Genomic DNA, 26,035 nt, shown 5'->3' on the forward strand with positions numbered 1-26,035 from the left:
ATCCATAATCGACTCGCTCTTTCAGGTCGATGTATCCCGCAAGATAACTCGGTCGGCTCCCTCTCCCCCGGGAGAGGGCTGGGGTGAGGGGAGCTTTTTATTCGTGATGCGGCTCGCCAAGGAACGTCAGTGAACTGAACAGCCCTCGACTATCCACATCCACACTGTCCTTCACCGGCACTTCAACCTGCGCCGCAATCACATTCAATCCCTCATTCCTCACCAGCACCTGCGCACGCCCATCCGTGTCGGTCTCGGTGCTCAGCGTATTCGGCGCGCTGCGATAGTCGCCGTACAACTTCACCCCCGCCGCCGGTTTGCCATCGAGCAACACCCGCACCGGCAACGATTTGCCCGGCCCTACCGTCAGCGGATCGACCTCCGGCAGGATCAGCAGTTTGATTTGATCCAGCTTCGGCAACTTTGCCCCCGGTTGATAAATCGCCAGGCTGTACTTGAACGTTTGTGTGGCCTCGGTGGCGCCGGGCACTTTGCTGCGTCCTTCGTTGATCCACTTCTTGTCCGCCGTCTGTGACCACATGCCATTGTTCAGCGCTACGGCCATCACTGCCGGCGGCTTCAACGGTTTCAGCCGTGCATGATCAGCCAGGCGCTCGACGCTGACCGGGATCATCTTGCCGCCCGCGTCATAAGCCCAGGCACCGCTGATTTTCTGCGCCTTGAAGGCGTTGTCTTCGGCGCCGTGGCCGTAGATCACTTCGATATTGCCGCGCCGTTCCTCTGTCCACAGGCCGTGGGCCGAAACCTGGCCTGCGAACAACGCAGCGATGAGCAGAAGGGGTTTGCCGTAGTGCATGGTGACGTCCTTTTACAGGTTGAGTGTCAGGCTGACGGTGAAATTGCGCGGTTCGCCGGGGTTGACCCAGTAGTTGCTGTAGGAGCGCTCGTAGTATTTCTCGTCGAAGATGTTGTTCAGGTTCAGGCCGACCGTGACGTTCTCGCTGGCCTTGTAGTGCGCGAGCAGGTCGACGGTTTGGTAGGCCGGCAATTCGAAGTCGCTGCCTGACTCGCCCGAGCGATCGCCGACGTAAGTGAACGCTGCGCCGACGTCTGAACCGCGCAGACGGCCATCCTGAAATTCATACACACCCAGCAGACTGCCGCTGCGCTTGGCCACGCCGAGGATGCGGCTGCCGGCGGGAATGGTCGCGTCACCCTTGGTCACCTCGGCGTCGATGTAGGCGAAGGCGCCGATGACCCGCACCGCGTCGGTCACCTGGCCGCTCAATTGCCAATCGAAACCCCGGCTTCGCGCCTTGCCCATGGCGCGGCTGGTGTCGGTGCCCGGATCGAGGGCGAGGACGTTTTCCTTGTCGATGTGAAAGAAGGCGAGGGTGCTGCTCACGCGCTCATCGAACAATTCGTTCTTGATCCCCACTTCGTAACCGACGCCTTCTTCCGGATCGAAGGATTTGCCCGAAGCATCCAGCCCGTTGTTCGGTTTGAACGAGGTCGAGGCGTTGGCGAACAGGCCAGTGTTCGGCGTGAGTTGATAGAGCAGGCCGGCGCGTTGGGTCAGCGCGTCGTGGCGCTGCTGGCTCTTGGCGTTACGGCTGTGGTCGTCGATGCGCTGATCGAAGTGTTCGAAGCGCGCGCCGAGCATGCCGCGCAGCTTGTCGGAGAAGATGATCTGGTCCTGCAGGTTCAACGCATGGCTTTCGACGTGTTCGAAGAAGTCAGTGCCCGAGCGCGCACCGTTGGGTTTTGGCTGGCCGTAGACCGGCTTATAGATGTCGATGGCGTAGGGGCCGCCGGCGACGGTGGTGACGCGTTCGTCCTTGCGGTAATTCTCGTACTCGGTGCCCACCAGCAATTCATGCTGCCACGGGCCGAGGTCGAACAGACCGCGCAGTTCCAGTTGGGTGATGCTGTCGTGCCAATTCGTATCGCGTTCGCGCAAGCGGCGGTTGACCGTGTGGCCGTCGGCGTTCAGCGCGCGTTGTTCCGAGGCGTCGCCCCAGAGCTTGCCTTCCTTGTAGTGGCTGGCCAGACGCAGTTTCCAATTGTCGTTCAGATGGTGCTCAAGCGTGGCCTGAAGCAGGTTGTTGTGGTTGTCGATGTTGCCGTCGTTGGGTTCGCCCAGGAACGTCGAACGCGATACGCCGCTCCATTTATTGTTTGGCGCCACCACGCCGCGATCGAACGTCGAGTTGTGACGAACGATTTCGCTTTCCACCAGCAGCGAGGTGTCCGGGTTCAACTGCCAACTGATCGAGGGCGCGACGAAGACCCGCTGGCTGTCGACGTGATCGCGAAAGCTGTGGTTGTCCTCGACGGCGAGATTGATGCGCGAGAGTACGTCGCCCTGTTCATCGAGGGGCGTATTGACGTCCAGCGCGGTGCGATAGCGGTCCCAACTACCGGCGCTGGTTTGTAGAGTGGTGAACGCTTGCGGCTGGGGTTTCTTGGTGACGATGTTCACCGTGCCGCCGGGATCGCCTCGACCGTAGAGGCTGGCGGCCGGGCCTTTGAGCACTTCGATGCGTTCGATGTTCGCCGCATCCGGCGTGCTCGGGTAGCCGCGATTGGCGCTGAAGCCATCCTTGTAGAACTCGGACGTGGTGAAGCCGCGCACGCTGTATTCGTACAGGGTCAGGCCGCCGAAGTTGTTCTGTTTCGATACCCCGCCAGCGAAATCCAGCGCGCGTTCAACGCTGGCGCTGCCCAGATCCGAAAGCACGCTGGCCGGGACTACGCTGATGGCTTGCGGGATATCGCGAATCGCCGTGTCGGTTTTGGTCGCACTGGCGGAGCGAGTCGCGCGATAGCCGCTGACCGGGCCGGTAGGAGATTCATAGTCGGAGGTGACGCTGATGGCTTCGAGCTCAACGGGCTGCGGTTCATCGGCGAAGGCGGGATCGCAGAGCAAACCCAGGGTCAGGCCCAGCAGCGAAGCCTTTTTTCGAGACGACATGTTATGTTGTTCCAATTGTCAGAATTGAAACAATATAACATGCCCGTTGAGAATGTCTGTTATTCGCGCCGCTGGCGCGAAAACATTTCTACTCTTCTTTTTCTTTCACTGGTGCCGGCGGTGGACGCAGGCCGATTTCAGCGCTCAGCTTCAGCTCCTTGCCGTTGCGCATGACCTGGATCGTCACCTTGTCAGTCGGTTTGATTCGCGCCACCTGGTTCATCGAACGGCGACCATCGCCGGCCGGTTCGCCATCGATACTCAGAATCACATCGCCCAGCTGCAGGCCGGCTTTCTGCGCCGGGCCGTCACGGAAAATCCCCGCGACGACAATTCCCGGACGTCCGGACAAGCCAAACGACTCGGCCAGTTCCTGGGTCAGCGGTTGCACTTCGATGCCCAGCCAGCCACGGATCACCTGACCGTGCTCGATGATCGACTTCATGACTTCCATCGCCAGTTTCACCGGAATCGCAAATCCGATGCCTTGCGAGCCGCCGGACTTGGAGAAGATCGCCGTGTTGATGCCAGTGAGGTTGCCATTGGCATCGACCAGCGCACCGCCGGAGTTGCCCGGGTTGATCGCCGCGTCGGTCTGGATGAAGTCTTCGTAATTGTTCAGGCCCAACTGATTACGCCCGGTGGCGCTGATGATGCCCATGGTCACGGTCTGGCCGACGCCGAACGGGTTGCCGATGGCCAGCGCGACGTCGCCGATGCGAATGCTGTCGGAGCGGCCGACGGTGATCGCCGGGAGGTTTTTCAGGTCGATTTTCAACACCGCGAGGTCGGTTTCCGGGTCGCTGCCAATCACCCGTGCCAGCGTCTCGCGACCATCCTTGAGCGCCACGACAATCTGGTCGGCGCCGCTGGTGACGTGGTTGTTGGTGAGGATATAGCCCTCCGGGCTCATGATCACGCCGGAACCGAGGCTCGATTCCATGCGCTTCTGTTTCGGCGAGTTGTCACCGAAGAAGCGGCGGAACTGCGGATCCTCGAACAACGGATGCGCCGGTTTGTTGATGACCTTGGTGGTGTACAGGTTAACCACCGACGGTGCGGCGATACCTACCGCATCCGCATAGGACACCGGCCCCTGTTGCACGATCGTTGTCTGTGGCGCCTGTTGCAGATTGACGTCGAGGCTCGGTAGCCCGACCCACTCGGGGTAACGCTGAATAATCAACAGAGCGATAAGCACACCGGCCAACAGTGGCCAGCCGAAAAAACGCAGCGCCTTGAGCATTAAGCACGTTCCTGGAAAGGTTGCAGGCGAGGTCAGACCGCCCATAATGTCGCGCATTATACGAGGCCGCGCGTGCCTCTGAACGGGATATTTAGGAGTCTTTCATGGCCGTTGCCCTCAGCACCCTCGTCGAAGAAGCCGACCGTTACCTGACCAGTGCGAAAATTGCCGACTATTGCCCCAATGGATTGCAGGTCGAAGGCCGCCCGCAGGTGATGCGCATCGTCAGTGGCGTCACCGCCAGCCAGGCTTTACTGGACGCCGCCGTCGAAGCCGAGGCCGATCTGATCCTGGTCCACCACGGTTATTTCTGGAAAGGCGAAAACCCCTGCGTCACCGGCATGAAACAGCGCCGCTTGAAGACCTTGCTCAAGCACGACATCAGTCTGCTGGCGTATCACCTGCCGCTGGATCTGCACCCGGACGTCGGCAACAACGTGCAACTGGCGCGTCAGCTCGACATCACTGTCGAAGGGCCGTTGGACCCGAGCAACCCGAAAGTCGTGGGTCTGGTCGGTTCGCTGAATGAGCCGATGACTGCCCGGGATTTCGCGCGCAAGGTGCAGGAAGTCATGGGCCGCGAGCCACTGCTGATCGAAGGCAGCGGTATGATCCGCCGCGTCGGCTGGTGCACCGGTGGCGGCCAGGGTTATATCGATCAGGGCGTGGCGGCGGGGGTCGACCTGTTCATCAGTGGCGAGGCCTCCGAGCAGACGTTTCACAGCGCGCGGGAAAACGACATCAGCTTCATCGCCGCCGGCCATCACGCCACCGAACGCTATGGCGTGCAGGCGCTGGGCGATTATCTGGCGAAGCGCTTTGCCCTTGAGCACATCTTCATCGACATCCCGAACCCTATCTGACACACCGCGTTTCCCCTGTAGGAGTGAGCCTGCTCGCGATAGCTTTGTCATATCCAACATAGCTGTGACTGATTCACCGCTATCGCGAGCAGGCTCACTCCTACAGGGGGCTTTGCGCCCAAACGAGTGGGCATATTCATATACCCTTTCGATCTAGTTGGCGTCCTGATTAGAAGAGGTCGCTGTGCTAGGATTCCCCGCTCGAACACGGCCCGCTGGCCGTTCATAAGAAAGCTTTCGTGAGTAGCCATGGTCGACAAACTGACGCATCTGAAACAGCTGGAGGCGGAAAGCATCCACATCATCCGCGAGGTGGCCGCCGAGTTCGATAACCCGGTGATGCTGTACTCCATCGGTAAAGACTCCGCCGTGATGCTGCACCTGGCACGCAAGGCGTTCTTCCCGGGCAAACTGCCGTTTCCGGTGATGCACGTCGACACCCGCTGGAAATTCCAGGAGATGTACAAGTTCCGCGACAAGATGGTCGAAGAACTGGGCCTGGACCTGATCACCCACATCAACCCCGATGGCGTGGCGCAGAACATCAACCCGTTCACCCACGGCAGCGCCAAGCACACCGACATCATGAAAACCGAAGGCCTGAAGCAGGCACTCGACAAGCATGGTTTCGACGCAGCCTTCGGCGGTGCCCGTCGCGATGAAGAGAAGTCCCGCGCTAAAGAGCGCGTGTACTCGTTCCGCGACAGCAAGCACCGCTGGGACCCGAAAAACCAGCGTCCCGAACTGTGGAACGTCTACAACGGCAAGGTCAACAAGGGCGAATCCATCCGTGTATTCCCGTTGTCGAACTGGACCGAGCTGGACATCTGGCAGTACATCTACCTCGAAGGCATCCCGATCGTGCCGCTGTATTTTGCCGCCGAACGCGAAGTGATCGAGAAGAACGGCACGCTGATCATGATCGACGACGAGCGCATCCTTGAACACCTGTCCGACGAAGACAAAGCGCGCATCGTGAAAAAGAAAGTGCGGTTCCGCACCCTGGGCTGCTACCCGTTGACGGGCGCGGTGGAGTCCGAGGCCGAAAGCCTCACGGACATCATTCAGGAAATGCTCCTGACGCGAACTTCCGAGCGCCAGGGCCGGGTCATCGACCACGATGGCGCAGGCTCGATGGAAGACAAAAAACGTCAGGGTTATTTCTAAGGGGTTGTCATGTCGCACGCATCTGATTTGATCAGCGAGGACATCCTCGCCTACCTGGGCCAGCACGAACGTAAAGAGCTGCTGCGCTTTTTGACCTGCGGTAACGTCGACGACGGCAAGAGCACCCTGATCGGGCGCCTGCTGCACGACTCGAAGATGATCTACGAGGATCACCTCGAAGCGATCACCCGCGATTCGAAAAAATCCGGGACTACCGGTGACGACATCGACCTGGCGTTGCTGGTCGACGGTCTGCAGGCCGAGCGTGAGCAAGGCATCACCATTGATGTGGCCTACCGCTATTTCTCTACCGCCAAGCGCAAATTCATCATCGCCGACACCCCCGGCCATGAGCAGTACACCCGCAACATGGCCACCGGTGCATCCACCTGTGACCTGGCGATCATTCTGGTCGATGCCCGTTACGGCGTGCAGACCCAGACCCGTCGCCACAGCTTCATCGCTTCGTTGCTGGGCATCAAACACATCGTCGTCGCCATCAACAAGATGGACCTGAAGGACTTCGATGAAGGCGTGTTCGAGTCGATCAAGGCCGATTACCTGAAGTTCGCCGAAGGCTTGAAGATGAAGCCGACCAGCATGCACTTCGTGCCGATGTCTGCCCTCAAGGGCGACAACGTGGTGAACAAGTCCGAGCGCTCGCCGTGGTACACCGGCCAGTCGCTGATGGAAATTCTCGAGACCGTGGAAGTGGCGGGCGATCGCAATTTCACCGACCTGCGTTTCCCGGTGCAGTACGTCAACCGTCCGAACCTGAACTTCCGTGGTTTCGCCGGCACTCTGGCCAGCGGCATCGTGCACAAGGGCGACGAAGTCGTGGTGCTGCCGTCCGGCAAGAGCAGCCGGGTGAAGTCCATCGTCACGTTCGAAGGTGAGCTGGAACACGCAGGTCCCGGTCAGGCGGTGACGCTGACCATGGAAGACGAAATCGACATCTCCCGTGGCGACCTGCTGGTGCATGCCGACAACGTGCCGCCGGTCACCGACAGCTTCGAAGCGATGCTGGTGTGGATGGCTGAAGAGCCGATGCTGCCGGGCAAGAAATACGACATCAAACGCGCCACCAGTTACGTGCCGGGCTCGATTGCCAGCATCGTCAACAAGGTCGACGTCAACACTTTGGAAGAAGGCCCGGCGAGCGCGTTGCAGCTCAACGAAATCGGCAAGGTGAAGATCGCACTCGATGCACCGATCGCCCTCGACGGTTACGAAAGCAACCGCACCACCGGCGCATTCATTGTCATCGATCGCCTGACCAACGGCACCGTTGGCGCCGGCATGATCGTCGCTCAGCCAGTGGCTCATGGCACCGCCACGCACCACGGCAAACTGGCTCACGTGGCAACTGAAGAACGTGCCCAGCGTTTCGGCCAGCAACCGGCCACCGTGCTGTTCAGCGGCCTGTCCGGTGCGGGTAAAAGCACCCTGGCGTATGCGGTCGAGCGCAAGCTGTTCGACATGGGCCGTGCGGTGTTTGTACTGGATGGCCAGAACCTGCGTCACGATCTGAACAAAGGTCTGCCACAGGATCGCGCCGGTCGCACCGAGAACTGGCGTCGTGCTGCACACGTGGCGCGTCAGTTCAACGAAGCGGGCCTGCTGACATTGGCCGCCTTCGTTGCGCCGAGCGCCGAAGGTCGCGAGCAGGCCAAGGAACTGATCGGCAAGGATCGCTTGCTGACGGTTTACGTGCAGGCCTCGCCAACCGTATGCGCCGAACGTGATCCGCAAGGTCTGTATGCCGCTGGCGGCGACAATATCCCTGGCGAATCCTTCCCCTACGACGTGCCGCTCAACGCCGACCTGGTGATCGATACGCAGTCGCTGAGTCTGGAAGAAAGCGTCAAGCAAGTGCTGGAGCTGTTGCGTCAGCGTGGCGCCATATAAGCGTTAGCGCCAAATAAAAAGCCCGCCGATGAGCAATCATCGGCGGGCTTTTTTATTCGGGCCAGCTCGGTCAATTGTAGGAGTGAGCCTGCTCGCGATAGCGGTGTGTCATTCAACAATGGTGGCGGCTGATCCACCGCTATCGCGAGCAGGCTCACTCCTACAGGCGGCTCAGTGTTTGGGCGGATACTCGCGGTGCATCTGCTCCAGCAGCGCATCCTTGTCCAGCCACAGCTGATTGATCCAGCCCTGAAACTGCAAACGGTACTCGCCGTCCTGGTCGTAGTTCTTGCCGATGAAGGCCGGCGGGATTTTGATTTCTTCAAAATGCACCACCACATCGCGCACGTTGCCGCAGAGCAAATCCCAGAACCCCGGTCGTCCGGCCGGGTAATGAATCGTCACATTGACGATCGACTCCAGCTGTTCGCCCATCGCATCGAGCACAAAGGCGATCCCGCCAGCCTTGGGCTTGAGCAAATACTTGAACGGCGACTGCTGTTGCGCATGCTTGCCTTCGGTAAAGCGTGTGCCTTCGACGAAGTTGAAAATCCCCACCGGGTTATGCCGGAATTTTGCGCAGGTCTTGCGCGTGGTCTCCAGGTCCTTGCCTTTCTTCTCCGGATGCTTTTCCAGATACGCCTTGGAGTAACGCTTCATGAACGGAAAGCCCAGCGCCCACCAGGCCAGACCGATCACCGGCACCCAGATCAGCTCCTGCTTGAGGAAAAACTTCAGCGGCTGAATCTTGCGGTTGAGCACGTATTGCAGGACCAGAATATCCACCCAGCTCTGGTGGTTGCTGGTGATCAGGTACGAGTGCTGATAGTCGAGACCCTGCAGGCCGCTGAGGTGCCAGCGGGTGCGCCGTACCAGGTTCATCCAGCCCTTGTTGTTGCTGATCCACGCCTCGTGGGTGTGGCTCATCAGCCAACCGGCAATGCGCTGGGTAACGGCAAACGGCAGGGCCTTGACCAGCGCCACGCAGAACAGGAACGAGCAGAGCAGAATCGTGTTGAGCGCCAACAGCAGCGAGGCGATCACGCCGCGCACGGGTGCGGGTAGAAAATCCAGCATTTACACATCCATAGGTCGGTTGGCGGCTTGAATCGCGGTGAGTGCGATGGTGTAGACGATGTCATCGACTTGCGCGCCGCGCGGCAAGTCGTTCACCGGTTTGCGCAGGCCTTGCAGCATCGGCCCGAGGCTGACGCAATCGGCGCTGCGTTGTACGGCTTTGTGCGTGGTGTTGCCGGTGTTGAGATCGGGGAACACGAACACCGTGGCGCGTCCGGCGACCTGACTGTTCGGCGCCAGTTGCCGGGCGACGTCGGCGTTGGCCGCAGCGTCGTATTGCAGCGGGCCGTCGATCAACAGTGAGTTTTGTTGCTCATGGGCGAGCAGGGTCGCCTCGCGGACTTTCTCGACCTCTTCACCGCGTGCCGATTCGCCGCTGGAATAACTGATCATCGCCACCCGTGGGATGATGCCGAATGCCGCTGCTGAATCCGCGCTTTGCAGGGCGATCTCCGCCAGTTCGGCAGCGCTCGGGTGCGGGTTCATCACGCAGTCGCCGTAGACCAGCACTTCTTCCGGGAAGAGCATGAAGAACACTGAAGACACCAGCGTACAGCCCGGCGCGGTCTTGATCAGTTGCAGGGCCGGGCGGATGGTGTTGGCGGTGGTGTTGATCACCCCGGACACCAGCCCGTCGACCTCATCCAGCGCAAGCATCATGGTGCCGATCACCACGGTGTCTTCCAGTTGCTGCTCGGCCATCGGTGCGTTGAGGCTTTTGCTCTTGCGCAGAGCGACCATCGGTTCGACGTAGCGTTCGCGGATGTGGTCCGGGTCGAGAATTTCCAGACCCGGCGGCAGCACGATGCCTTGGGCGCGGGCGACCGCTTCGACGTCTTCGGGTTTGGCCAACAGCACGCAGCGGGCGATCCCGCGTTCCTGGCAGATCGCCGCCGCTTGCACGGTGAACGGCTCGCTGCCTTCAGGCAGAACGATGCGCTTGTTCGCCGCCTGCGCACGCTGGATCAATTGATAGCGGAACACCGCTGGCGACAGGCGCATTTCCCGTGGCGTGCCGCAGCGCTGGTGTAGCCAACTGGCGTCGAGGTGGCTGGCGACGAAATCGGTGATGATCTCCGCGCGCTCGCGGTCATCGATCGGGATTTCCTTGTTCAGGCCATTGAGCAGGTTGGCGGTGTCGTACGAGCCGGTGCTCACCGACAACACCGGCAAACCGGCCTGCAACGCGCCCCGGCACAGGTCCATGATGCGTGGGTCGGGCAGGGTGTCGCTGGTCAGCAGCAGGCCGGCCAGCGGCACACCGTTGATGGCTGCGAGGCTGACAGCGAGGATGATGTCGTCGCGATCACCCGGCGTCACCACCAGCACGCCGGGCTTGAGCAGCTCGACGGTGTTGCGCATGGTTCGTGCGCAAATGATGATTTTGCTCATGCGCCGGCTTTCGTAGTCGCCGGCATTGAGCACCTGCGCGCCCATCAGGTCGGCGACGTCGCGGGTGCGCGGCGCGTTGAGTTCCGGCTGGAACGGGATGCAGCCGAGCAGGCGGAAGTCACCGCTGCGCAGCAACGGCGAATGCTCTTTCAGACGCGTAGCGAAGGCGTCCATGCTCTCATCGGTCTTGACCTTGTTGAGGATCACGCCGAGAACTTTCGGATCTTTCGGGCCGCCGAACAATTGCGCTTGAAGCTCGACCCGACCAGAGAGCTCGGCGAGCACTTCGTTTTCCGGCGCCGAGACCAGAATCACCTCGGCATCCAGGCTCTTGGCCAGGTGCAGATTGACCCGCGCGGCGTAACTGGCGCTGCGAGTCGGCACCATGCCTTCGACCACCAGCACATCCTTGCCGACTGCCGCTTGCTGATACAGGGCGATGATTTCTTCGAGCAACTCGTCGAGCTGACCGTCACCGAGCATGCGCTCGACATGCGCCAGGCCCAACGGTTGCGGCGGTTTCAAACCGTGGGTGCGTGCCACCAGTTCGGTGGAACGCTCAGGGCCGGTGTCGCCCGGGTGCGGCTGGGCGATCGGTTTGAAGAAACCGACTTTCAGGCCGGCGCGTTCAAGCGTGCGCACCAGCCCGAGGCTGATGGAGGTCAGACCCACGCCAAAATCGGTGGGTGCGATAAAAAAAGTTTGCATGGGAATTCTCTATGCAAGGGTGTCAGCCTATGTCTGGCCGACTACCGAAATTCAGTCGCCAAGGTTAGCGCTAACCGAGCCCTGTGCACACCAACCGCAGGCAAAGGGTTGACCTGTTTTTTCAATACGTTGCGCCGGATCCAAGACCCAGGCGCGGGTTTGCCATGGCGGCTGGTGGCGCAGGTGCTGGGTGTGGCCACAGGAAAGCTCGACCACCCAGTGGCCGTCTTCGTCCTGATGGAAGCCGGTGATGGTCGAAACCCGTTTGTCCGGGTTGTGGTCGCTTTCACGCGATTGCTTCGCTAAACTTGGCCTTTCTATATTCTTATGCAAAAGGTCTCGCCCCATGCTGATCGCCGCCAATAAGGCTGTCTCCATCGACTATACCCTGACCAACGACGCTGGTGAGGTCATCGACAGCTCCGCCGGCGGCGCTCCGCTGGTTTACCTGCAAGGCGCAGGCAACATCATCCCGGGCCTGGAAAAAGCCCTGGAAGGCAAAGCCGTCGGTGACGAGCTGAAAGTGGCCGTTGAGCCGGAAGACGCTTACGGCGAATACGCCGCCGAGCTGGTCAGCACCCTGAGCCGCAGCATGTTCGAAGGCGTTGACGAGCTGGAAGTCGGCATGCAGTTCCACGCTTCGGCGCCGGACGGCCAGATGCAGATCGTCACCATCCGTGATCTGGACGGCGACGACGTCACCGTTGATGGCAACCACCCTCTGGCCGGTCAGCGCCTGAACTTCGAAGTGAAGATCGTTGATATCCGTGACGCCAGCCAGGAAGAAATCGCTCATGGTCACGTCCATGGCGAAGGTGGCCATCACCACTGATTTTCTGCGCTAAGCTTCGAGTACTGGAGAGGCGCCTGTGGGCGCCTTTTTAGTCCGCGGCTGTCCTTGGTGGCCTCGCCAAGTGGCTGTTTCGAGTAGAACACGAGAATCCTGGAGTTCGGCATGAGTGCTTTTCACGACCTGAAGTTGACAGCCCTGGATGGTCAGGAGCTACCGCTGGCGCCGTTCAAGGGCCAAGTGGTGCTGGTGGTCAACGTGGCCTCCAAGTGCGGCTTGACCCCCCAGTACGCAGCACTGGAAAACCTCTATCAGCAATACAAAGGCAAAGGTTTTACCGTGCTGGGCCTGCCGTGCAATCAGTTTGCCGGTCAGGAGCCGGGCTCTGAGAAAGAAATCCAGGAGTTCTGCAGCCTCAACTATGGCGTGACGTTTCCGTTGTCGAGCAAGCTCGAAGTCAACGGCCACGAGCGGCATCAGTTGTATCGCCTGCTGGCGGGTGAGGGCGCCGAGTTTCCCGGTGACATCACCTGGAATTTCGAGAAATTCCTGCTCGGCAAGGACGGCCGGGTGCTGGCGCGGTTTTCGCCGCGAACGGCGCCGGATGATCCGACGATCGTGCATGCGATTGAAAAAGCGCTGAGCTGAAAAGCAGGATCAAAGGATCGCAGCCTTCGGCAGCTCCTACAGGGGGACCACAAACTCTGGGTAGGAGCTGCCGAAGGCTGCGATTTTTTGCTTTTCATCCTTTTAATCCTTAATCACCAAAATCAATAATGCTGTTCAAAGGCTCCGGCTCTCCATATTATCGCCGTCATAAAGCGATCGCCATGGAGCCTCCCGATGCCTGTTCAGTCCCTGTTCAAACCATTCCACCTCGGTGCCCTCGAACTGCCGACCCGCGTGGTCATGGCGCCAATGACCCGCTCGTTCTCGCCGGGCGGCGTGCCCAATTCCAAGGTCATCGAGTACTACCGTCGGCGCGCGGCGGCTGGCGTCGGTTTGATCATCACCGAAGGCACGACGGTGGGCCACATCGCTTCCAACGGCTATCCGAATGTTCCGCAATTCTTCGGTGACGCGCCGCTGGCCGGCTGGAAAAAAGTCGTCGACGCCGTACACGCCGAGGGCGGCAAGATCGTCCCGCAACTGTGGCATGTCGGCAGCGTACGCCGCCTCGGCACCGAGCCGGACGCCAGCGTGCCGGGCTACGGCCCGTCGGAAAAACTCAAGGACGGTCAGGTCGTGGTTCACGGCATGACCAAACAGGACATCCAGGACGTGATCGCTGCGTTTGCCCAGGCTGCCAAAGATGCGCAGAGCATCGGCATGGACGGCGTGGAAATCCACGGCGCCCACGGCTATCTGGTCGATCAGTTCTTCTGGGAAGGCAGCAACCAGCGCACCGACGAATACGGTGGCAGCCTGGCCAACCGCTCGCGCTTTGCCATCGAATTGATTCAAGCCGTGCGCGCGGCCGTCGGTGAAGGCTTCCCGATCATCTTCCGCTTCTCGCAATGGAAACAGCAGGATTACACCGCGCGTCTGGTGCAGACCCCCGAAGCGCTTGGCGAATTTCTCAAGCCGCTGTCCGACGCCGGCGTAGACATTTTCCACTGCTCGACCCGACGTTTCTGGGAACCGGAGTTCGACGGATCCGATCTGAACCTGGCCGGCTGGACGCGCAAGTTGACCGGCAAGCCGACCATCACCGTCGGCAGCGTGGGGCTGGACGGCGAGTTCCTGCAGTTCATGGTCAACACCGACAAGGTCGCGCAACCGGCCAGTCTGGAAAACCTGCTGGAGCGTCTGAACAAAGAGGAGTTCGATCTGGTGGCGGTAGGCCGTGCGCTGCTGGTCGATCCGGACTGGGCGCAGAAAGTTCGTGAAGGGCGCGAGCAGGATATCCTGCCGTTCAGCCGAGAGGCGTTGATGACCTTGGTCTAAGCGGCGCCAGTTCGAACCATTCGCGAGCAGGCTCGCTCCCACCCTTGATCGCATTTCATATGACGGAATGCGGTGCCCATGTGGGAGCGAGCCTGCTCGCGAAAGCTGTTTTTATGTCGACGAAAATCTAAGGTTGTGTCTGCGCCCGAGGAATCGCTTGCTCCCCGATACAAGCCCCGCGCAAATACCCCTCGAACTGCTCGATAATCGCCGCCCATCCCTGGCGACTGCCATGCTGACGCGCATTCAGCCGCACGCAACGCAAGCGCTCATCCTCCTCCAGCAACCACGCCGCCGCTTCGCAAAACGCCTGCTCATCGCCGGGCATGGCTGACACGCCGTTGTAGCCGTGGCGAATATGTTGCGCCGCCGCTGCCTGGTCGTACGCCACTACGCCAAGTCCCGAAGCCAAGGCTTCCAGCACAACGTTGCCGAAGGTTTCCGTCAGGCTGGGGAACACGAAAAGATCACCGCAAGCATAGTGCGCTGCCAGTGCTTCTCCACGCTGAGCACCGCAGAAAATCGCGTCCGGCATTTGTTTTTCCAGCAATGAACGCTGCGGGCCATCTCCGACCACGATCAGTTTCAAACGGCGCTGTGGATAGGTTTCCCGCAGGGTGTCAAAGCAACGCTTGAGCAGTCCCAGATTCTTCTCCGGGGCGAGCCGTCCGACGTGAATCACAGCGATATCCTGCTCGGACAGTCCCCATTGCTCACGCAACGCGTTCTGCCGTTTGCTCGGATGGAACAGCTGGCTGTCCACTCCCCGCGACAACAACGCCAATCGCTCGAAGTGCCGGCGCTCCAGCTCCAGGCGTTGGCTGACGCTAGGCACCAGGGTCATTGCCGAACGATTGTGAAACCAGCGGAGGTAGTGGGTGAGCAAACGTGTCAGCAGCTCCAGACCATACTGGCTGGTGTACTGCTGAAAGTTGGTGTGGAAGCCGCTGACGACCGCAATCCCCAGGCGCCGCGCGGCGCGCAATGCCGACAACCCGAGCGGGCCTTCGGTGGCTATATAGAGAACGTCCGGACGCTGGCGTTTCCAGCGGCGCAGCAATTTATGCATCGACGACTGGCCCCATTGCAGCCCCGGATAGCCCGGCAGCGGCCATCCGCGACACAGCAACAGCGCATCGTCTTGGCTGCGCTGCGGATCACCGGCCTGACGTGGGCGCACCAGCTCCACCCGGTGCCCGCGCGCGCGCAAGCCCTCGCACAAGCGGCCAAGGGTATTGGCCACGCCGTTGATTTCCGGTGGGAAGGTTTCGCTGATGAGGGTGATGTGTAGAGCTGTCGTCATGACCTCAGTGTCGGCTGAGGCCATGTCGACGTTGTGACGTTCGGATGACGGATTTGTGACGCGATCAGTGTTGTATCACCAGATTCTCGGCACCACGCTCGCGCACCCAGAACAACGTCGCTCCCGCCACCGCTGCCGGCATCATCAGAATGTTGACCACCGGAATCAGCAACACCAGATAGACAATCCCGCCAAAACTCATGCTCTGCCAGCGCTTCTGCCGCAGCCAGGCGAGCATCTCGTTCCAGCCCAGTTTGTGGTTGTCCGCCGGGTAGTCGATGTACTGGATCGCCATCATCCACACACCAAACAACAACCACAGCGGCGCGGCGACGATGTTCACTCCCGGGATAAACGAGAGGATGAACAAGCCGATGGCGCGCGGCAGGAAGTAGCCGAGCTTGCGCATTTCCCGGGCCAGGGTGCGGGGGATCATTGCGATCAGCTCGCCCCAGCTGAACGCCGGGAAATCATCGGTGCCGCGCACCACCACTTCGACTTTTTCCGCGAGAAAACCGTTGAACGGTGCGGCAATGATGTTGGCGAGCATGGTGAATGTGAAGAACACCATCAAGGCCACGAGGACCACGAACAGCGGCCACAGAATGTAGCTGAGGAAACTCAGCCATTCAGGCAACGACGGCATCAGCGTGTCGACCCACAGGCTGAACTGGTGGCCGGCCAGATAGATCAATCCGACGAACAGCACCAGGTTGATCGCCAGCGGCAGCAACACGAACAGGCGCAAGCCCGGGCTCAAGACCAGTTTGAGGCCTTCGCGCAGGTATTGCGGGCCGGACAGAACGGGGGCGGGCATAAGGTGCTCCGAAGCTAGGGAAAACGCGCCGACGTTACCGGCTTTGTCGCAGCGGCGAAAGCGTGGCAGAGCGATCGACATTCACTGTAACAAAGACGCTCATCTGGTCAGCGACTCGGCATAGAGACCACCTATGAGCTGGATTGTTAAACCGTATTTCCTTAATCTTGCCCCCCTCGATACGCTGCACCCAACTTTTTACAGGACTGTCGAGTTCAAGCCTTCCCCAAGGTGTCCACGGTCCTTTTTTATTCCGCCGGCAGTCCGGCGTCCGCGCCAGAGATCTTTCATGGCCGGCCAACAGGAGCAGATTCATGTCTGAAGTCCGTCATTCGCGAGTGATCATTCTCGGTTCCGGCCCTGCCGGTTACAGCGCTGCGGTCTACGCGGCCCGCGCCAACCTCAAGCCACTGCTGATCACCGGTATGCAGGCTGGCGGTCAACTGACCACCACCACCGAAGTCGACAACTGGCCGGGCGATGTGCACGGCCTGACCGGTCCGGTGCTGATGGAGCGCATGCGCGAGCACGCCGAGCGTTTTGAAACCGAGATCGTGTTCGATCACATCAACGCCGTGGACTTTGCAGCCAAGCCGTACACCCTGACCGGCGACAGCGCCGTCTACACCTGCGACGCGCTGATCATTGCCACTGGCGCCAGCGCCCGCTACCTGGGCCTGCCGTCGGAAGAAGCGTTCATGGGCAAAGGCGTGTCGGCCTGCGCGACCTGCGACGGTTTCTTTTATCGCAACAAACCGGTCGCCGTGGTTGGCGGTGGCAATACTGCTGTGGAAGAAGCGCTGTATCTGGCCAACATCGCCAGCACCGTGACCCTGATCCACCGTCGCGAAACCTTCCGCGCCGAGAAGATCCTGATCGACAAGCTCAACGCCCGTGTGGCCGAAGGCAAGATCATCCTCAAGCTGAACGCCAACCTGGACGAAGTCCTCGGCGACAACATGGGCGTCACCGGTGCGCGTCTGCGTAACAACGATGGCAGCTTCGACGAGATCAAAGTCGACGGCGTGTTCATCGCCATCGGCCACACCCCGAACACCTCGCTGTTTGAAGGCCAGTTGACCCTCAAAGACGGTTACCTGGTGGTGCACGGTGGCCGTGAAGGCAACGCAACGGCCACCAGCGTCGAAGGCATCTTCGCTGCCGGTGACGTGGCTGACCACGTTTACCGTCAGGCGATCACCTCGGCCGGTGCCGGTTGCATGGCGGCGCTGGACACCGAGCGTTACCTGGACGGCCTGCAGAACGCCACGTTCTAAGACCGCAGGGCACAAAAAAACCGGCCAGAGACGGCCGGTTTTTTTACGCTCGCTATTCACCGCCACCACCTATCCAGTGTGGGAGCGAGCCTGCTCGCGAAAGCGGTCTATCAGTCGACATCAACGATAATGTCAGTCCGTCTTCGCGAGCAGGCTCGCTCCCACAGGGGGTATGGGTGGCTGTTGGGATCAGCGGCGGGTCAGGGGTGGCGCGGTGAATTTCACCCCGGCCAGGCCGTGCTTGATCAGCGCGCGGATGTTGCCGTGATCGCTGCCCTCAGGCGTCGCCAGCACCGAACGGTAATGCTCGCCGAACGCCAGCAACGCTTCTTCATCGCTCAAGCCTTCCAGCAGGGCCAGACCCAGCGTCTTGCACGAACCTTCGTTTTGCCCGGCAGCGTTTTCCACGCCGCCATTGTTGAACGCTTGAGGCTGGTAGTCGTAACCGGCGGCAATGAATGCAAGGGTGTCGGCAAAAGCGTGTTCGCCGCTCTTGAGGCTGGCGCGCAGGGTGGTCAGATCAGTCATTGGGTTTTCCTTTGGCGAACGCCGCTTGCTGTTCGGCGCTGGCTTCTTGCTGGTATTGGGCCTTCCACTCGGCGTAGGGCATGCCGTACACCACTTCGCGGGCGTCATCGAGGCTGACCTCGATCTGACGTTGGTCGGCTTCAGCCTTGTACCACTTGGACAGGCAGTTGCGGCAGAACCCGGCGAGGTTCATCAGGTCGATGTTCTGCACGTCCTTGCGGCTGTCGAGGTGAGCGACCAGTCGGCGGAAGGCGGCGGCTTCGAGTTCCAGGCGTTGTTGATCAGTCATGGGAGTCTCTGCGAGACAGCTTCAAGCGGCAAGCTTCAAGCTGCAAGATGGGTGTCGGTGAACGAAGTTTACAGCTTGCGGCTTGAAGCTTGTAGCTAGCGGCTTGCCGCGAGCGTGATCGATACCGACTCGGCAAAGCGCAGCGCGTGGGGTTTGTCGACTTCGACTTCGGCGTACAGCACCGATGCATTGGTCATCACCAGATCGAGCAATTCTTGCGTCAGGCGTTCGAGCAGCGCGAAGCGGTTGCCTTCGACGTGAGCGATGATCGCTTTGGTGATGGTGCGGTAATTCAGCGCGTGGTCGATATCGTTGTCGCGCACCGCTTCTTGAGCTGCGTACAGGATGGTCAGATTGATCAGCACATCCTGTTTGTTGAGGATTTCGTCCTCGTTGATGCCGATAAAGGTGCGCAGGCGCAGATCCTTGACCCGGATGCGCGCCATTCCCGGTTGAAGTTGTGGCATTGATTAGCTCCGTCCAGACTATTGCAGGCGTTCTGGTGGATCTTACTCGACTCGCGGCCGAAGCGGGACGGCCTATTTGACGTGCCGGCCGCCGTTGACGGTGAGCGTCGTGCCGGTGACATAGGGATTGTCGAGCAGATAGCGCAGGCTCTGGTAGATCACTTCGCTGCCGGGCTCGATCCCCAATGCAGATTTGGCCAGTGCCTTGGCGCGGTAGGCGGCGTCGTCGTCGGGGTTGAACAGCACCAGTGCCGGAGCGATGCCGTTGACCTTGATGGCGGGCGCAAAGCGCGCGGCAAACGACAGGGTCAGGCTGTCGAGGCCGGCCTTGCTGGCGCAATAACCGATGTGTTTGCTGCTGCCCTTGCGGGTGACGTCGTCGCTGATGTGGATGATGTCGGCTGGCGCCGAGCGCTGCAGCAACTCGGCGCAGTGCAGGTTGATCAGATAGGGCGCGAGCATGTGAATGTTGAGCATGCGACTGAAAGCTTCAGCTTCGCTGCCCTGGGTTTCCGCCAGCCATTCGGAGGCGTTGTGCACGATCGCGCGCAAAGTGTCGGTGTGGGCTTTCAGCACTTCGATAAAGGCAAGAATCCCGGGCTCACCGGAAAAGTCCGCGTACAGGCCTGTCGCGCCCAGATCGCGCAATCGCTGCACGCCCGGGCGTTCGGTCCGGTACGTGAAGATGACCCGATGGCCATCCTCGAGCAGGCGCTGTGCACAGTGCAGGCCGACACGCTGGCCGGCGCCGGTGATGAGGATCGGGGCTGCGGAATCTGGCATGGGCGGCTCGTATTGCGGTTGAAGCGAAAACTATAACAGGCTCGCCGCCCCTTGGAGATCAACGATTCTGCGTCGACGCCGTGGCCGGTAATGGCCTCGTCGGCGTGCTGTTCAACCAGTTTGCCAGCAGGCGCGTCGACAACGGGATGAAGAAATACACCATCAGCGGTGTCAGGCAAGCCGTGCCGATCAAGATGCGTGGTAACAGACTCAGTTCAGCCAGCAGCGGGCCGAGGACAAAATTGAATATCAGCGACACCGGGAAAAACGCCAGCCAGATCGCCACGGCCTGTTTCCAGCGAGGTGGGCGTTGCCCGGCAGCGCCGAACCAGCCTTCGATGCCGCTGACCCGATGCTCCTTGGGGTGTTCGAACAAGTCGCTGCCGCGGTTCAGCCAGGCTGTGCGCGACGCAGAATATTCCCACGCATGCAGCGTCTGCTCATCGACAAAACGGAAAATAATCTGGAATTCGTTATCGCCGGGCGGTGGCGCAAGGACGCCGGAACCGAGGTAGCCGGGGAAGTCGGTAGCCAATTGTTCGCCTTCGCGCAGCCAGGCGATCAGATCGTGATAACGGCCATCGGCGACGCGACGCGCTACCATCAGCGTGACGGGGGAAGTAGACATTTTGTATCTCCGTATTTCGAGCGCGTTGCTCCGGGTAAGAGCTTCGCCTGACGCAGGCCGGGGTAGAGGCCTGCGCTTTACCACAAGCAAGGATTATTCCTGATTTTGTCGATTAAACCAGCCACTTTCGTCGCAGATCATTACTTGAACGCTTGCGCCCCATCGTGTTTAGAATGGGATCCAATTCACCGACATGGAAGTTGACCGCCAGATGCCTGCAATCACGGACATTCGCCCGGCTTCGACAGTGCCCGTCACGCTCGAGCGTGAGGAGCTGTTTCCCATCCGCGAAGTGGCGCGCCTGACCGGCGTCAACCCGGTGACCCTGCGTGCCTGGGAGCGTCGCTATGGATTGATCCAGCCGACCCGCACCGAAAGCGGGCATCGCCTGTATTCAATGAACGATATCGAGCGCGTTCGCAGCATTGTCGACTGGATCGACCGCGGCGTGGCCGTGAGCAAAGTCGGCAAGATCCTGGCGAAGACAGAGCCCTTGAAGGTGCTGGCGAACTTCATCCCCGAAGACCATGTGCAGGCCGATTACAAGCAATGGCAGGAGCAGATTCAGCAGGCGGTGAGTGCGTTCGATGACCAGCAACTGGATCGCGTTTATGGACAGATCTTCTCGTCGTACACGCTGCCGGTGGTGTTTGAGGCCATCATCATGCCGTTGTGGCGGCAACTGCTGCAGCGGCAGGAAGCTTTCGGGCAAACCAGCGAATGGTTGTTTCTCGACGGTTTTCTCAGAGTGCGTGTGTTGCAGCGCATCGTCATGCTGCGTGGCGCGCAGCCGCGGCGAATAATCGTCAGTGCGCTCGCCGGGCAGTGTCGTGAGCTTGAGTTACTGGTGGCGGCGCTGTTTCTCAGCGGCAACGATTCCGGCGTACGGGTGCTGACCACCGGCCAACCCTTCGACGAGCTGACGCTGGTCTGCGAAAAGGTCAAACCTGAGGCACTTGTGCTGTTTTCCAATCATGCCCCCGGGCCAGAGCTGCCCCGGCGCCTGAATCGTCTGGCGCTGAGCCTGGATTGTCAGTTGATGCTGGCAGGCGATGCCTCCGAACTGGCCGAAGACAGCCTGGCCGGCTCGGCGGTGGCGTGCCTGGGGAACGAGGGCGGGACAATGCGGCAACGCATGAAGCAATTCATGGCAGGCAAACTGGATACCTGAACCTCAGGCGTGCAGGGCGGGGTGGGTCAGCCGATGCTGTTGCAGAATGAACTGGCGCAGGCGCTCGGTTTCGTCGGCATCGGTCTGGCTCAGTTCGTAGGCGTAGAAACCTTGCTCGTTTTCCCGCTCGAAATGGCCGCGTAACGAGATACGCTCATAACCGGAAGGGCTGAACCACAGGGCGAAGTTCTTCGGTGGTTTGGTCTTGTTGCGCACTTCCAGCAATACGCCTTTGTGCGACACTTCGTGCACCCACAGCATGCCAGGCTGGCCCTTGGCATTTTCCAGCGCCACCGGCTCTTCAAGTACCAGACGCCACGGGCGTACCATCGGCCCGTCTTCGTAAATGCTCGGCACACCGAGACGCAGATGCAGCGCGTGAAACTCGTCTTCCACCAGATGCAGCGGGAAAGTCATCTGCTGATTTTCGAAGTTCGCCTGGATCGTCACTTGCTCATGAGCGGCAAGACGGGTCAGCAGATCACGGATCTGCGAACCGCCATTAACCAGCAGACTCGACGTCGCATCCCGCACATTCAGTTGCGGGTTGTGCTGCATGGTCTGGATGAAATCCAGCTCGTCCTGGGTGAGGAGGGCGTCGCGCTGCATGGTTAACTCGAAGTGAATAGTTACAAAGTCATTGGTGATTGTAGTTAATGACCGTCAGTTCGCGGTTTTGTTTGCGCCGTTCGTCGCTTTGACTGTCGCGAGCTCGCTTTGCAGTGCCGCCACTTGTGCTTCCAGCTGCGCGACCCGTTGCAGCGCCTTGACCTGAACGGTCACATCCTTTTGCACGCCGATGAAATACGTCTGCCCGTCATCGGCATTCTTCACCGTCGACAGCGACAGCTCGTTCCAGAATGGCGTGCCGTCCTTGCGATAGTTACGCAGGATTTCCCGGCACGAACCGCCTTCTCGCAATGTCTCGCGAATCAGCTGCAGACTCGGTTGGTCACGGTCTCCAGCCTGCAGGAAACGACAGTCCTGATAAAGAATCTCCTCACTGGTATAACCGGTCATGCGCTCGAAGGCAGGGTTGACGTAGATGAGAATGTTGTCCTGATCACCCTCCTTTTCCGCCACCACGATCCCATCGTTCGAGGCATTGATCACCAATTGCAGCAGACTGGCGTTGATCATCCGAGAATCCCTTCCGTTGTGTCAGTGGCAGGCATTCTAGAAGAATGGCGCGGACTGTCTATAGGCCATCAGCGTGGAGTGGGAGCTGATCGCAACTGCCGCGCGAGGGCTGTTACTATCGCGGCTCTTTTTTTCAGTTTCAGGATCAGATTGATGAAAGTCGCCATCCTCTCCGGTTCGGTCTACGGCACCGCCGAAGAAGTCGCCCGCCACGCCCAGAATCTGCTGAAAGCCGCCGGCTTTGAAACCTTTTACAACTCGCGCGCCTCGCTGGCTGATATTCAGGCGTTCGGCCCTGAGGCCCTTCTCGCTGTGACTTCGACCACGGGCATGGGCGAGCTGCCGGACAACCTGCAACCGTTGTATTCGTCCCTGCGCGATCAGTTGCCTGCTACGTTACGCGGGCTGCCAGGCGCAGTGATCGCCCTGGGTGATGCCAGCTACGGCGACACCTTTTGCGGCGGTGGCGAGCAAATGCGTGAATTGTTTGCCGAACTGGGTGTGAACGAGGTGCAGGAAATGCTGCGCATCGACGCCAGCGAAAGCGTCACGCCGGAAACCGATGCCGAACCGTGGCTGGCGCAGTTGATGGACGCGCTCAAGGGCTGATCGCCAGACATTCTCGCTGCACCTTGCAAGCGTGGTTGCACTGGAACGGCTACAGGCTGTTTGCCCGGCTGACTCGTTCAGTCATCAAGCTGGCTGCCAATGCAACTACGCGATGCCCCGCGCCTGACTAGACTGCTGACACGAGCAGAACAAGAAGAACGCAGAGGTGCATACAGTGAGCGTAGCCCCCGTCCCATCGTCGCCGAGTGTCAAAGACCAGGTCAGCGCTGCCGAGTGGCAGACCCGTGTCGACCTTGCCGCCTGTTATCGTCTGGTCGCGCTGCACGGCTGGGACGATCTGATCTTTACGCATATCTCCGCCAAGGTGCCCGGCACCGAAGACTTCCTGATCAATCCGTTTGGCCTGATGTTTCACGAGATCACCGCCTCGAGCCTGGTGAAAGTCGATCAGGCCGGCAACAAACTGATGGACAGTCCGTACGAGATCAACCCCGCCGGCTACACCATCCACAGCGCCGTCCACGAAGTGCGCCATGATGTGGTTTGTGTGCTGCATACCCACACTGCGTCGGGTGTTGCGGTGTCGGCGCAAAAGCAGGGGATGTTGCCGATCAGTCAGCAGTCGCTGTTCGTGTTGTCGAGCCTGGCTTATCACGCCTACGAGGGCGTGGCGCTCAATCACGAAGAGAAAGCACGCTTGCAGGCCGATCTGGCTGACAACAATTTCCTGATGCTGCACAACCACGGTCTGCTGACCTGCGGCAGCACCATTGCTGATACCTTTCTGATGATGTTCACGTTCCAGCGTGCCTGCGACATTCAGGTCATGGCGCAAACGGGCGGCGCGGAACTGATCGCCATCGAACCGCAGATTCTCGCTGGCGCCAAGGCGATGATTGCCGGCGTCACCAGGAGCGCGCAAGGCATGGGCGGCGCGCTGGCCTGGCCGGCGCTACTGCGCAAACTCGATCTACAAGACCCGGGGTATAAATTCTAATGCCGCTCGCCGAGATTCCTCTGTGTGTCTGGCGCAAGCGCAGCCGGACCTTCGTTTTTCGTGGCCAGTCGATCCGCTACTGGATGGTCGGGCAGGGTGAACCGCTGCTGTTGATTCACGGTTTCCCCACTGCCAGTTGGGATTGGCATTACCTCTGGCAGCCACTGGCGCAGCGTTATCAGGTGATCGCCTGCGACATGCTCGGCTTCGGCGACTCGGCGAAACCGCGCAATCACACTTACAGCCTGCTGGAACAGGCCGATCTGCAACAGGCGTTGCTCGCCCATCTGCTGGTCGAACAGCCGGTGCATATTCTCGCTCACGACTATGGCGACAGCGTTGCTCAGGAATTGCTCGCGCGGCATTACGAGAAACGCATCGAAGTAGCCAGTTGCGTGTTCCTCAATGGCGGTCTGTTTCCGGAAACCCACCGGCCGTTACTGATGCAGAAACTGCTGCTCAGCCCGATTGGCTGGCTGCTCGGTCGCACATTCAGTCGTGAGGCGCTGGTCAAAGGTTTCCGGCAGATCTTCGGCCCGCAGACGCAGCCGAGCGAAAGCGAACTGGATGATTACTGGAGTCTGGTCGACAGCAACCATGGCCCGCGCATCCTGCACAAATTGATTACTTACATCCCCGAGCGCCGGGTTCAACGTGAGCGCTGGGTGACGGCCATGCAGCGTGGTGACATCCCCTTGCGGGTGATCGACGGCGCGGTCGATCCAATTTCCGGTGTGCACATGGTTGAGCGTTATCGCGAGTTGATTGCTGATGCGGACACCGTGCTGTTGCCGGGCATCGGTCACTATCCGCAAACCGAGGCGCCGGTGCAGGTACTCAAGCACTATCTGGCGTTTCGTGATCGTCTGGTATTGCCTCCGCGCAAAGTGGCGTACTCCTGACAGATCAAAAGATCGCAGCCTGCGGCAGCTCCTGCATTGGATTTGTGTAGGAGCTGCCGCAGGCTGCGATCTTTTGATCTTTTGACGCCTTCATCATCGCGCAACCTTATCGCGCACCATTCAGCCTCAGCCGTGTTCGTTGTGACTCAAAGCCCTGTGCCTGACACTCAGGATCAATACTGGCCTGCTGGAGTAGCTGCGATGAATGAGCCTGTGCGCTTCGAAGATAAAGTCGTGATAGTCACTGGCGCCGGTGGCGGCCTCGGTCGTGCGCATGCGCTGCTGTTCGCCAGACAGGGCGCCAGGGTGCTGGTCAACGACCTCGGCGGCTCGACACAGGGCGAGGGCGCCAACGCCTCGGCTGCCGACCGCGTGGTGGCGGAAATCCGCGAGGCTGGCGGTATTGCCGAAGCCAACCACGACTCGGTCACCGACGGCGACAAACTGGTGCAGAACGCCCTCGATGCCTTCGGGCGCGTTGATGTGGTGGTCAACAACGCCGGGATCCTGCGCGACAAATCGTTTCACAAGATGGACGACGCCGACTGGGATCTGGTTTATCGCGTGCACGTCGAAGGCGCCTATAAAGTGACCCGCGCCGCATGGCCGCATCTGCGCGAGCAAAACTACGGGCGAGTGATTTTCACTGCATCCACCTCGGGCATCTACGGCAACTTCGGTCAGTCCAACTACGGCATGGCCAAACTCGGCCTTTACGGTCTGACCCGAACATTGGCGATCGAAGGGCGCAAGAACAACATTCTGGTCAACGCCATCGCCCCCACCGGTGGCACACGGATGACTGAGGGCCTGATTCCGCCGCAGGTATTCGAGCAACTGAAGCCGGAACTGGTCAGCCCGCTGGTGGTGTATCTGGCCAGCGAGCAATGCCAGGAAACGTCCGGGCTGTTCGAAGTCGGCGGCGGCTGGATGGGTAAGGTGCGTTGGGAACGCAGCCTCGGCGCCGGTTTCGATCCGCGCGTAGGCTTCTCGCCGGAAGATGTCGCGGCGCACTGGCAGCAGATTTGTGACTTCGAAGGGGCGGCGCACCCGAAGGACAATATTGAAGCGCTAAAGGAAATGATGGCGAATTTGCAGAAGTATTCGCTTTAAGTGATTAGGCCACCAAG

The 26,035-nt window shown here is 60.1% G+C and carries 27 protein-coding genes; 12 read left to right on the forward strand and 15 right to left on the reverse strand.

From position 1 onward, the window contains the following. Positions 1-97: 97 nt before the first annotated feature. The 3 genes from BLU71_RS26390 to algW form a co-directional block, all read right to left on the reverse strand. Positions 98-817, reverse strand: coding sequence for a DUF4198 domain-containing protein (locus BLU71_RS26390; RefSeq protein WP_065615793.1), 720 nt, complete (start codon positions 815-817; stop codon positions 98-100). 12 nt (positions 818-829) lie between these two features. Then, positions 830-2,935: a TonB-dependent siderophore receptor gene (locus BLU71_RS26395; protein WP_083354228.1), complete on the reverse strand. Its 2,106-nt coding sequence runs from the start codon at positions 2,933-2,935 to the stop codon at positions 830-832. Between the two features lie 88 nt (positions 2,936-3,023). Further along, positions 3,024-4,181, reverse strand: coding sequence for a Do family serine endopeptidase AlgW (gene algW / locus BLU71_RS26400; RefSeq protein WP_042608743.1), 1,158 nt, complete (start codon positions 4,179-4,181; stop codon positions 3,024-3,026). A gap of 104 nt (positions 4,182-4,285) precedes the next feature. Between algW and BLU71_RS26405 the strand changes: the two genes are divergently transcribed. The 3 genes from BLU71_RS26405 to cysN all read left to right on the forward strand — a co-directional run bounded on the left by BLU71_RS26405 (position 4,286) and on the right by cysN (position 8,119). Continuing rightward, positions 4,286-5,044, forward strand: coding sequence for a Nif3-like dinuclear metal center hexameric protein (locus BLU71_RS26405; RefSeq protein WP_064364460.1), 759 nt, complete (start codon positions 4,286-4,288; stop codon positions 5,042-5,044). 249 nt (positions 5,045-5,293) lie between these two features. Then, a complete protein-coding gene (cysD, locus tag BLU71_RS26410; RefSeq protein ID WP_007912374.1) occupies positions 5,294-6,211 on the forward strand; it encodes a sulfate adenylyltransferase subunit CysD in 918 nt (305 codons plus the stop codon). Positions 6,212-6,220: 9 nt separating this feature from the next. Continuing rightward, a complete protein-coding gene (gene cysN / locus BLU71_RS26415) occupies positions 6,221-8,119 on the forward strand; it encodes a sulfate adenylyltransferase subunit CysN (RefSeq protein ID WP_083354229.1) in 1,899 nt (632 codons plus the stop codon). A gap of 171 nt (positions 8,120-8,290) precedes the next feature. Here the strand turns inward: cysN and BLU71_RS26420 are convergent, their stop codons facing one another. From BLU71_RS26420 to BLU71_RS26430, 3 genes are read right to left on the reverse strand one after another with little or no spacing between them, the layout of a single operon-like run. Then, a complete protein-coding gene (locus BLU71_RS26420; RefSeq protein ID WP_064364458.1) occupies positions 8,291-9,196 on the reverse strand; it encodes an acyltransferase in 906 nt (301 codons plus the stop codon). Further along, positions 9,197-11,296, reverse strand: coding sequence for a phosphate acetyltransferase (gene pta / locus BLU71_RS26425; protein WP_083354230.1), 2,100 nt, complete (start codon positions 11,294-11,296; stop codon positions 9,197-9,199). 51 nt (positions 11,297-11,347) lie between these two features. Beyond that, positions 11,348-11,674, reverse strand: coding sequence for a DUF3565 domain-containing protein (locus BLU71_RS26430; protein ID WP_073473919.1), 327 nt, complete (start codon positions 11,672-11,674; stop codon positions 11,348-11,350). On the opposite strand from BLU71_RS26430, the gene BLU71_RS26435 reads away from it, so the two are divergent. From BLU71_RS26435 to BLU71_RS26445, 3 genes are all read left to right on the forward strand, one after another. Next, positions 11,643-12,128, forward strand: a complete 486-nt coding sequence (locus BLU71_RS26435) for an FKBP-type peptidyl-prolyl cis-trans isomerase (protein ID WP_016771661.1) — start codon at positions 11,643-11,645, stop codon at positions 12,126-12,128. The genes BLU71_RS26430 and BLU71_RS26435 overlap by 32 nt on opposite strands. Positions 12,129-12,251: 123 nt before the next feature. Then, complete coding sequence (locus tag BLU71_RS26440) at positions 12,252-12,734, forward strand: glutathione peroxidase (RefSeq protein WP_064364456.1); 483 nt, start codon at positions 12,252-12,254, stop codon at positions 12,732-12,734. Positions 12,735-12,929: 195 nt separating this feature from the next. Further along, complete coding sequence (locus BLU71_RS26445; RefSeq protein WP_083354231.1) at positions 12,930-14,033, forward strand: NADH:flavin oxidoreductase; 1,104 nt, start codon at positions 12,930-12,932, stop codon at positions 14,031-14,033. A gap of 127 nt (positions 14,034-14,160) precedes the next feature. On the opposite strand, the gene BLU71_RS26450 is transcribed toward BLU71_RS26445, so the two are convergent. Together BLU71_RS26450 and cysZ are read right to left on the reverse strand one after the other, a co-directional pair. Beyond that, complete coding sequence (locus BLU71_RS26450) at positions 14,161-15,360, reverse strand: glycosyltransferase family 4 protein (RefSeq protein ID WP_083354232.1); 1,200 nt, start codon at positions 15,358-15,360, stop codon at positions 14,161-14,163. Between the two features lie 40 nt (positions 15,361-15,400). Then, positions 15,401-16,153, reverse strand: a complete 753-nt coding sequence (cysZ, locus tag BLU71_RS26455) for a sulfate transporter CysZ (protein WP_083354233.1) — start codon at positions 16,151-16,153, stop codon at positions 15,401-15,403. 314 nt (positions 16,154-16,467) lie between these two features. Between cysZ and trxB the strand changes: the two genes are divergently transcribed. Next, positions 16,468-17,430, forward strand: coding sequence for a thioredoxin-disulfide reductase (gene trxB / locus BLU71_RS26465; RefSeq protein WP_042607647.1), 963 nt, complete (start codon positions 16,468-16,470; stop codon positions 17,428-17,430). A 189-nt stretch (positions 17,431-17,619) separates the two neighbouring features. On the opposite strand, the gene BLU71_RS26470 is transcribed toward trxB, so the two are convergent. The 5 genes from BLU71_RS26470 to BLU71_RS26490 form a co-directional block, all read right to left on the reverse strand. After that, positions 17,620-17,958: a HopJ type III effector protein gene (locus BLU71_RS26470; protein WP_064364453.1), complete on the reverse strand. Its 339-nt coding sequence runs from the start codon at positions 17,956-17,958 to the stop codon at positions 17,620-17,622. After that, positions 17,951-18,247, reverse strand: a complete 297-nt coding sequence (locus BLU71_RS26475) for a DUF1244 domain-containing protein (protein ID WP_056782977.1) — start codon at positions 18,245-18,247, stop codon at positions 17,951-17,953. Before BLU71_RS26475 ends, BLU71_RS26470 begins: the two co-directional genes overlap by 8 nt. Positions 18,248-18,342: 95 nt before the next feature. After that, a complete protein-coding gene (folX, locus tag BLU71_RS26480; protein ID WP_016771653.1) occupies positions 18,343-18,714 on the reverse strand; it encodes a dihydroneopterin triphosphate 2'-epimerase in 372 nt (123 codons plus the stop codon). 72 nt (positions 18,715-18,786) lie between these two features. After that, entirely contained in the window at positions 18,787-19,497 is a 711-nt protein-coding gene (gene folM, locus BLU71_RS26485) for a dihydromonapterin reductase (protein ID WP_083354234.1), read from the reverse strand. 58 nt (positions 19,498-19,555) lie between these two features. Then, positions 19,556-20,125: an antibiotic biosynthesis monooxygenase gene (locus tag BLU71_RS26490; RefSeq protein WP_042607651.1), complete on the reverse strand. Its 570-nt coding sequence runs from the start codon at positions 20,123-20,125 to the stop codon at positions 19,556-19,558. Positions 20,126-20,336: 211 nt separating this feature from the next. Between BLU71_RS26490 and BLU71_RS26495 the strand changes: the two genes are divergently transcribed. Beyond that, positions 20,337-21,296 (forward strand): MerR family transcriptional regulator, encoded by a 960-nt coding sequence (locus tag BLU71_RS26495; protein WP_083354235.1) that lies wholly within the window; start codon positions 20,337-20,339, stop codon positions 21,294-21,296. A 3-nt stretch (positions 21,297-21,299) separates the two neighbouring features. Here the strand turns inward: BLU71_RS26495 and BLU71_RS26500 are convergent, their stop codons facing one another. Together BLU71_RS26500 and BLU71_RS26505 are read right to left on the reverse strand one after the other, a co-directional pair. Further along, entirely contained in the window at positions 21,300-21,905 is a 606-nt protein-coding gene (locus tag BLU71_RS26500) for a hypothetical protein (protein ID WP_064364449.1), read from the reverse strand. Positions 21,906-21,959: 54 nt separating this feature from the next. Continuing rightward, entirely contained in the window at positions 21,960-22,436 is a 477-nt protein-coding gene (locus BLU71_RS26505; RefSeq protein ID WP_083354236.1) for a PAS domain-containing protein, read from the reverse strand. 153 nt (positions 22,437-22,589) lie between these two features. On the opposite strand from BLU71_RS26505, the gene BLU71_RS26510 reads away from it, so the two are divergent. The 4 genes from BLU71_RS26510 (at position 22,590) to BLU71_RS26525 (ending at position 26,018) form a co-directional block, all read left to right on the forward strand. Continuing rightward, positions 22,590-23,045: a flavodoxin gene (locus tag BLU71_RS26510; RefSeq protein ID WP_042607655.1), complete on the forward strand. Its 456-nt coding sequence runs from the start codon at positions 22,590-22,592 to the stop codon at positions 23,043-23,045. A 175-nt stretch (positions 23,046-23,220) separates the two neighbouring features. Next, positions 23,221-24,003 carry a class II aldolase/adducin family protein gene (locus BLU71_RS26515; RefSeq protein ID WP_083354237.1) on the forward strand — a complete coding sequence of 261 codons (783 nt, stop codon included), beginning with the start codon at positions 23,221-23,223 and terminating at the stop codon, positions 24,001-24,003. Beyond that, positions 24,003-24,905, forward strand: coding sequence for an alpha/beta fold hydrolase (locus BLU71_RS26520; RefSeq protein WP_064364446.1), 903 nt, complete (start codon positions 24,003-24,005; stop codon positions 24,903-24,905). Before BLU71_RS26515 ends, BLU71_RS26520 begins: the two co-directional genes overlap by 1 nt. A 201-nt stretch (positions 24,906-25,106) precedes the next feature. After that, positions 25,107-26,018, forward strand: coding sequence for an SDR family oxidoreductase (locus tag BLU71_RS26525; protein WP_065615806.1), 912 nt, complete (start codon positions 25,107-25,109; stop codon positions 26,016-26,018). Positions 26,019-26,035 lie beyond the last annotated feature (17 nt).

Source organism: Pseudomonas moraviensis, assembly GCF_900105805.1.
GTDB lineage: Bacteria > Pseudomonadota > Gammaproteobacteria > Pseudomonadales > Pseudomonadaceae > Aquipseudomonas > Aquipseudomonas moraviensis_A.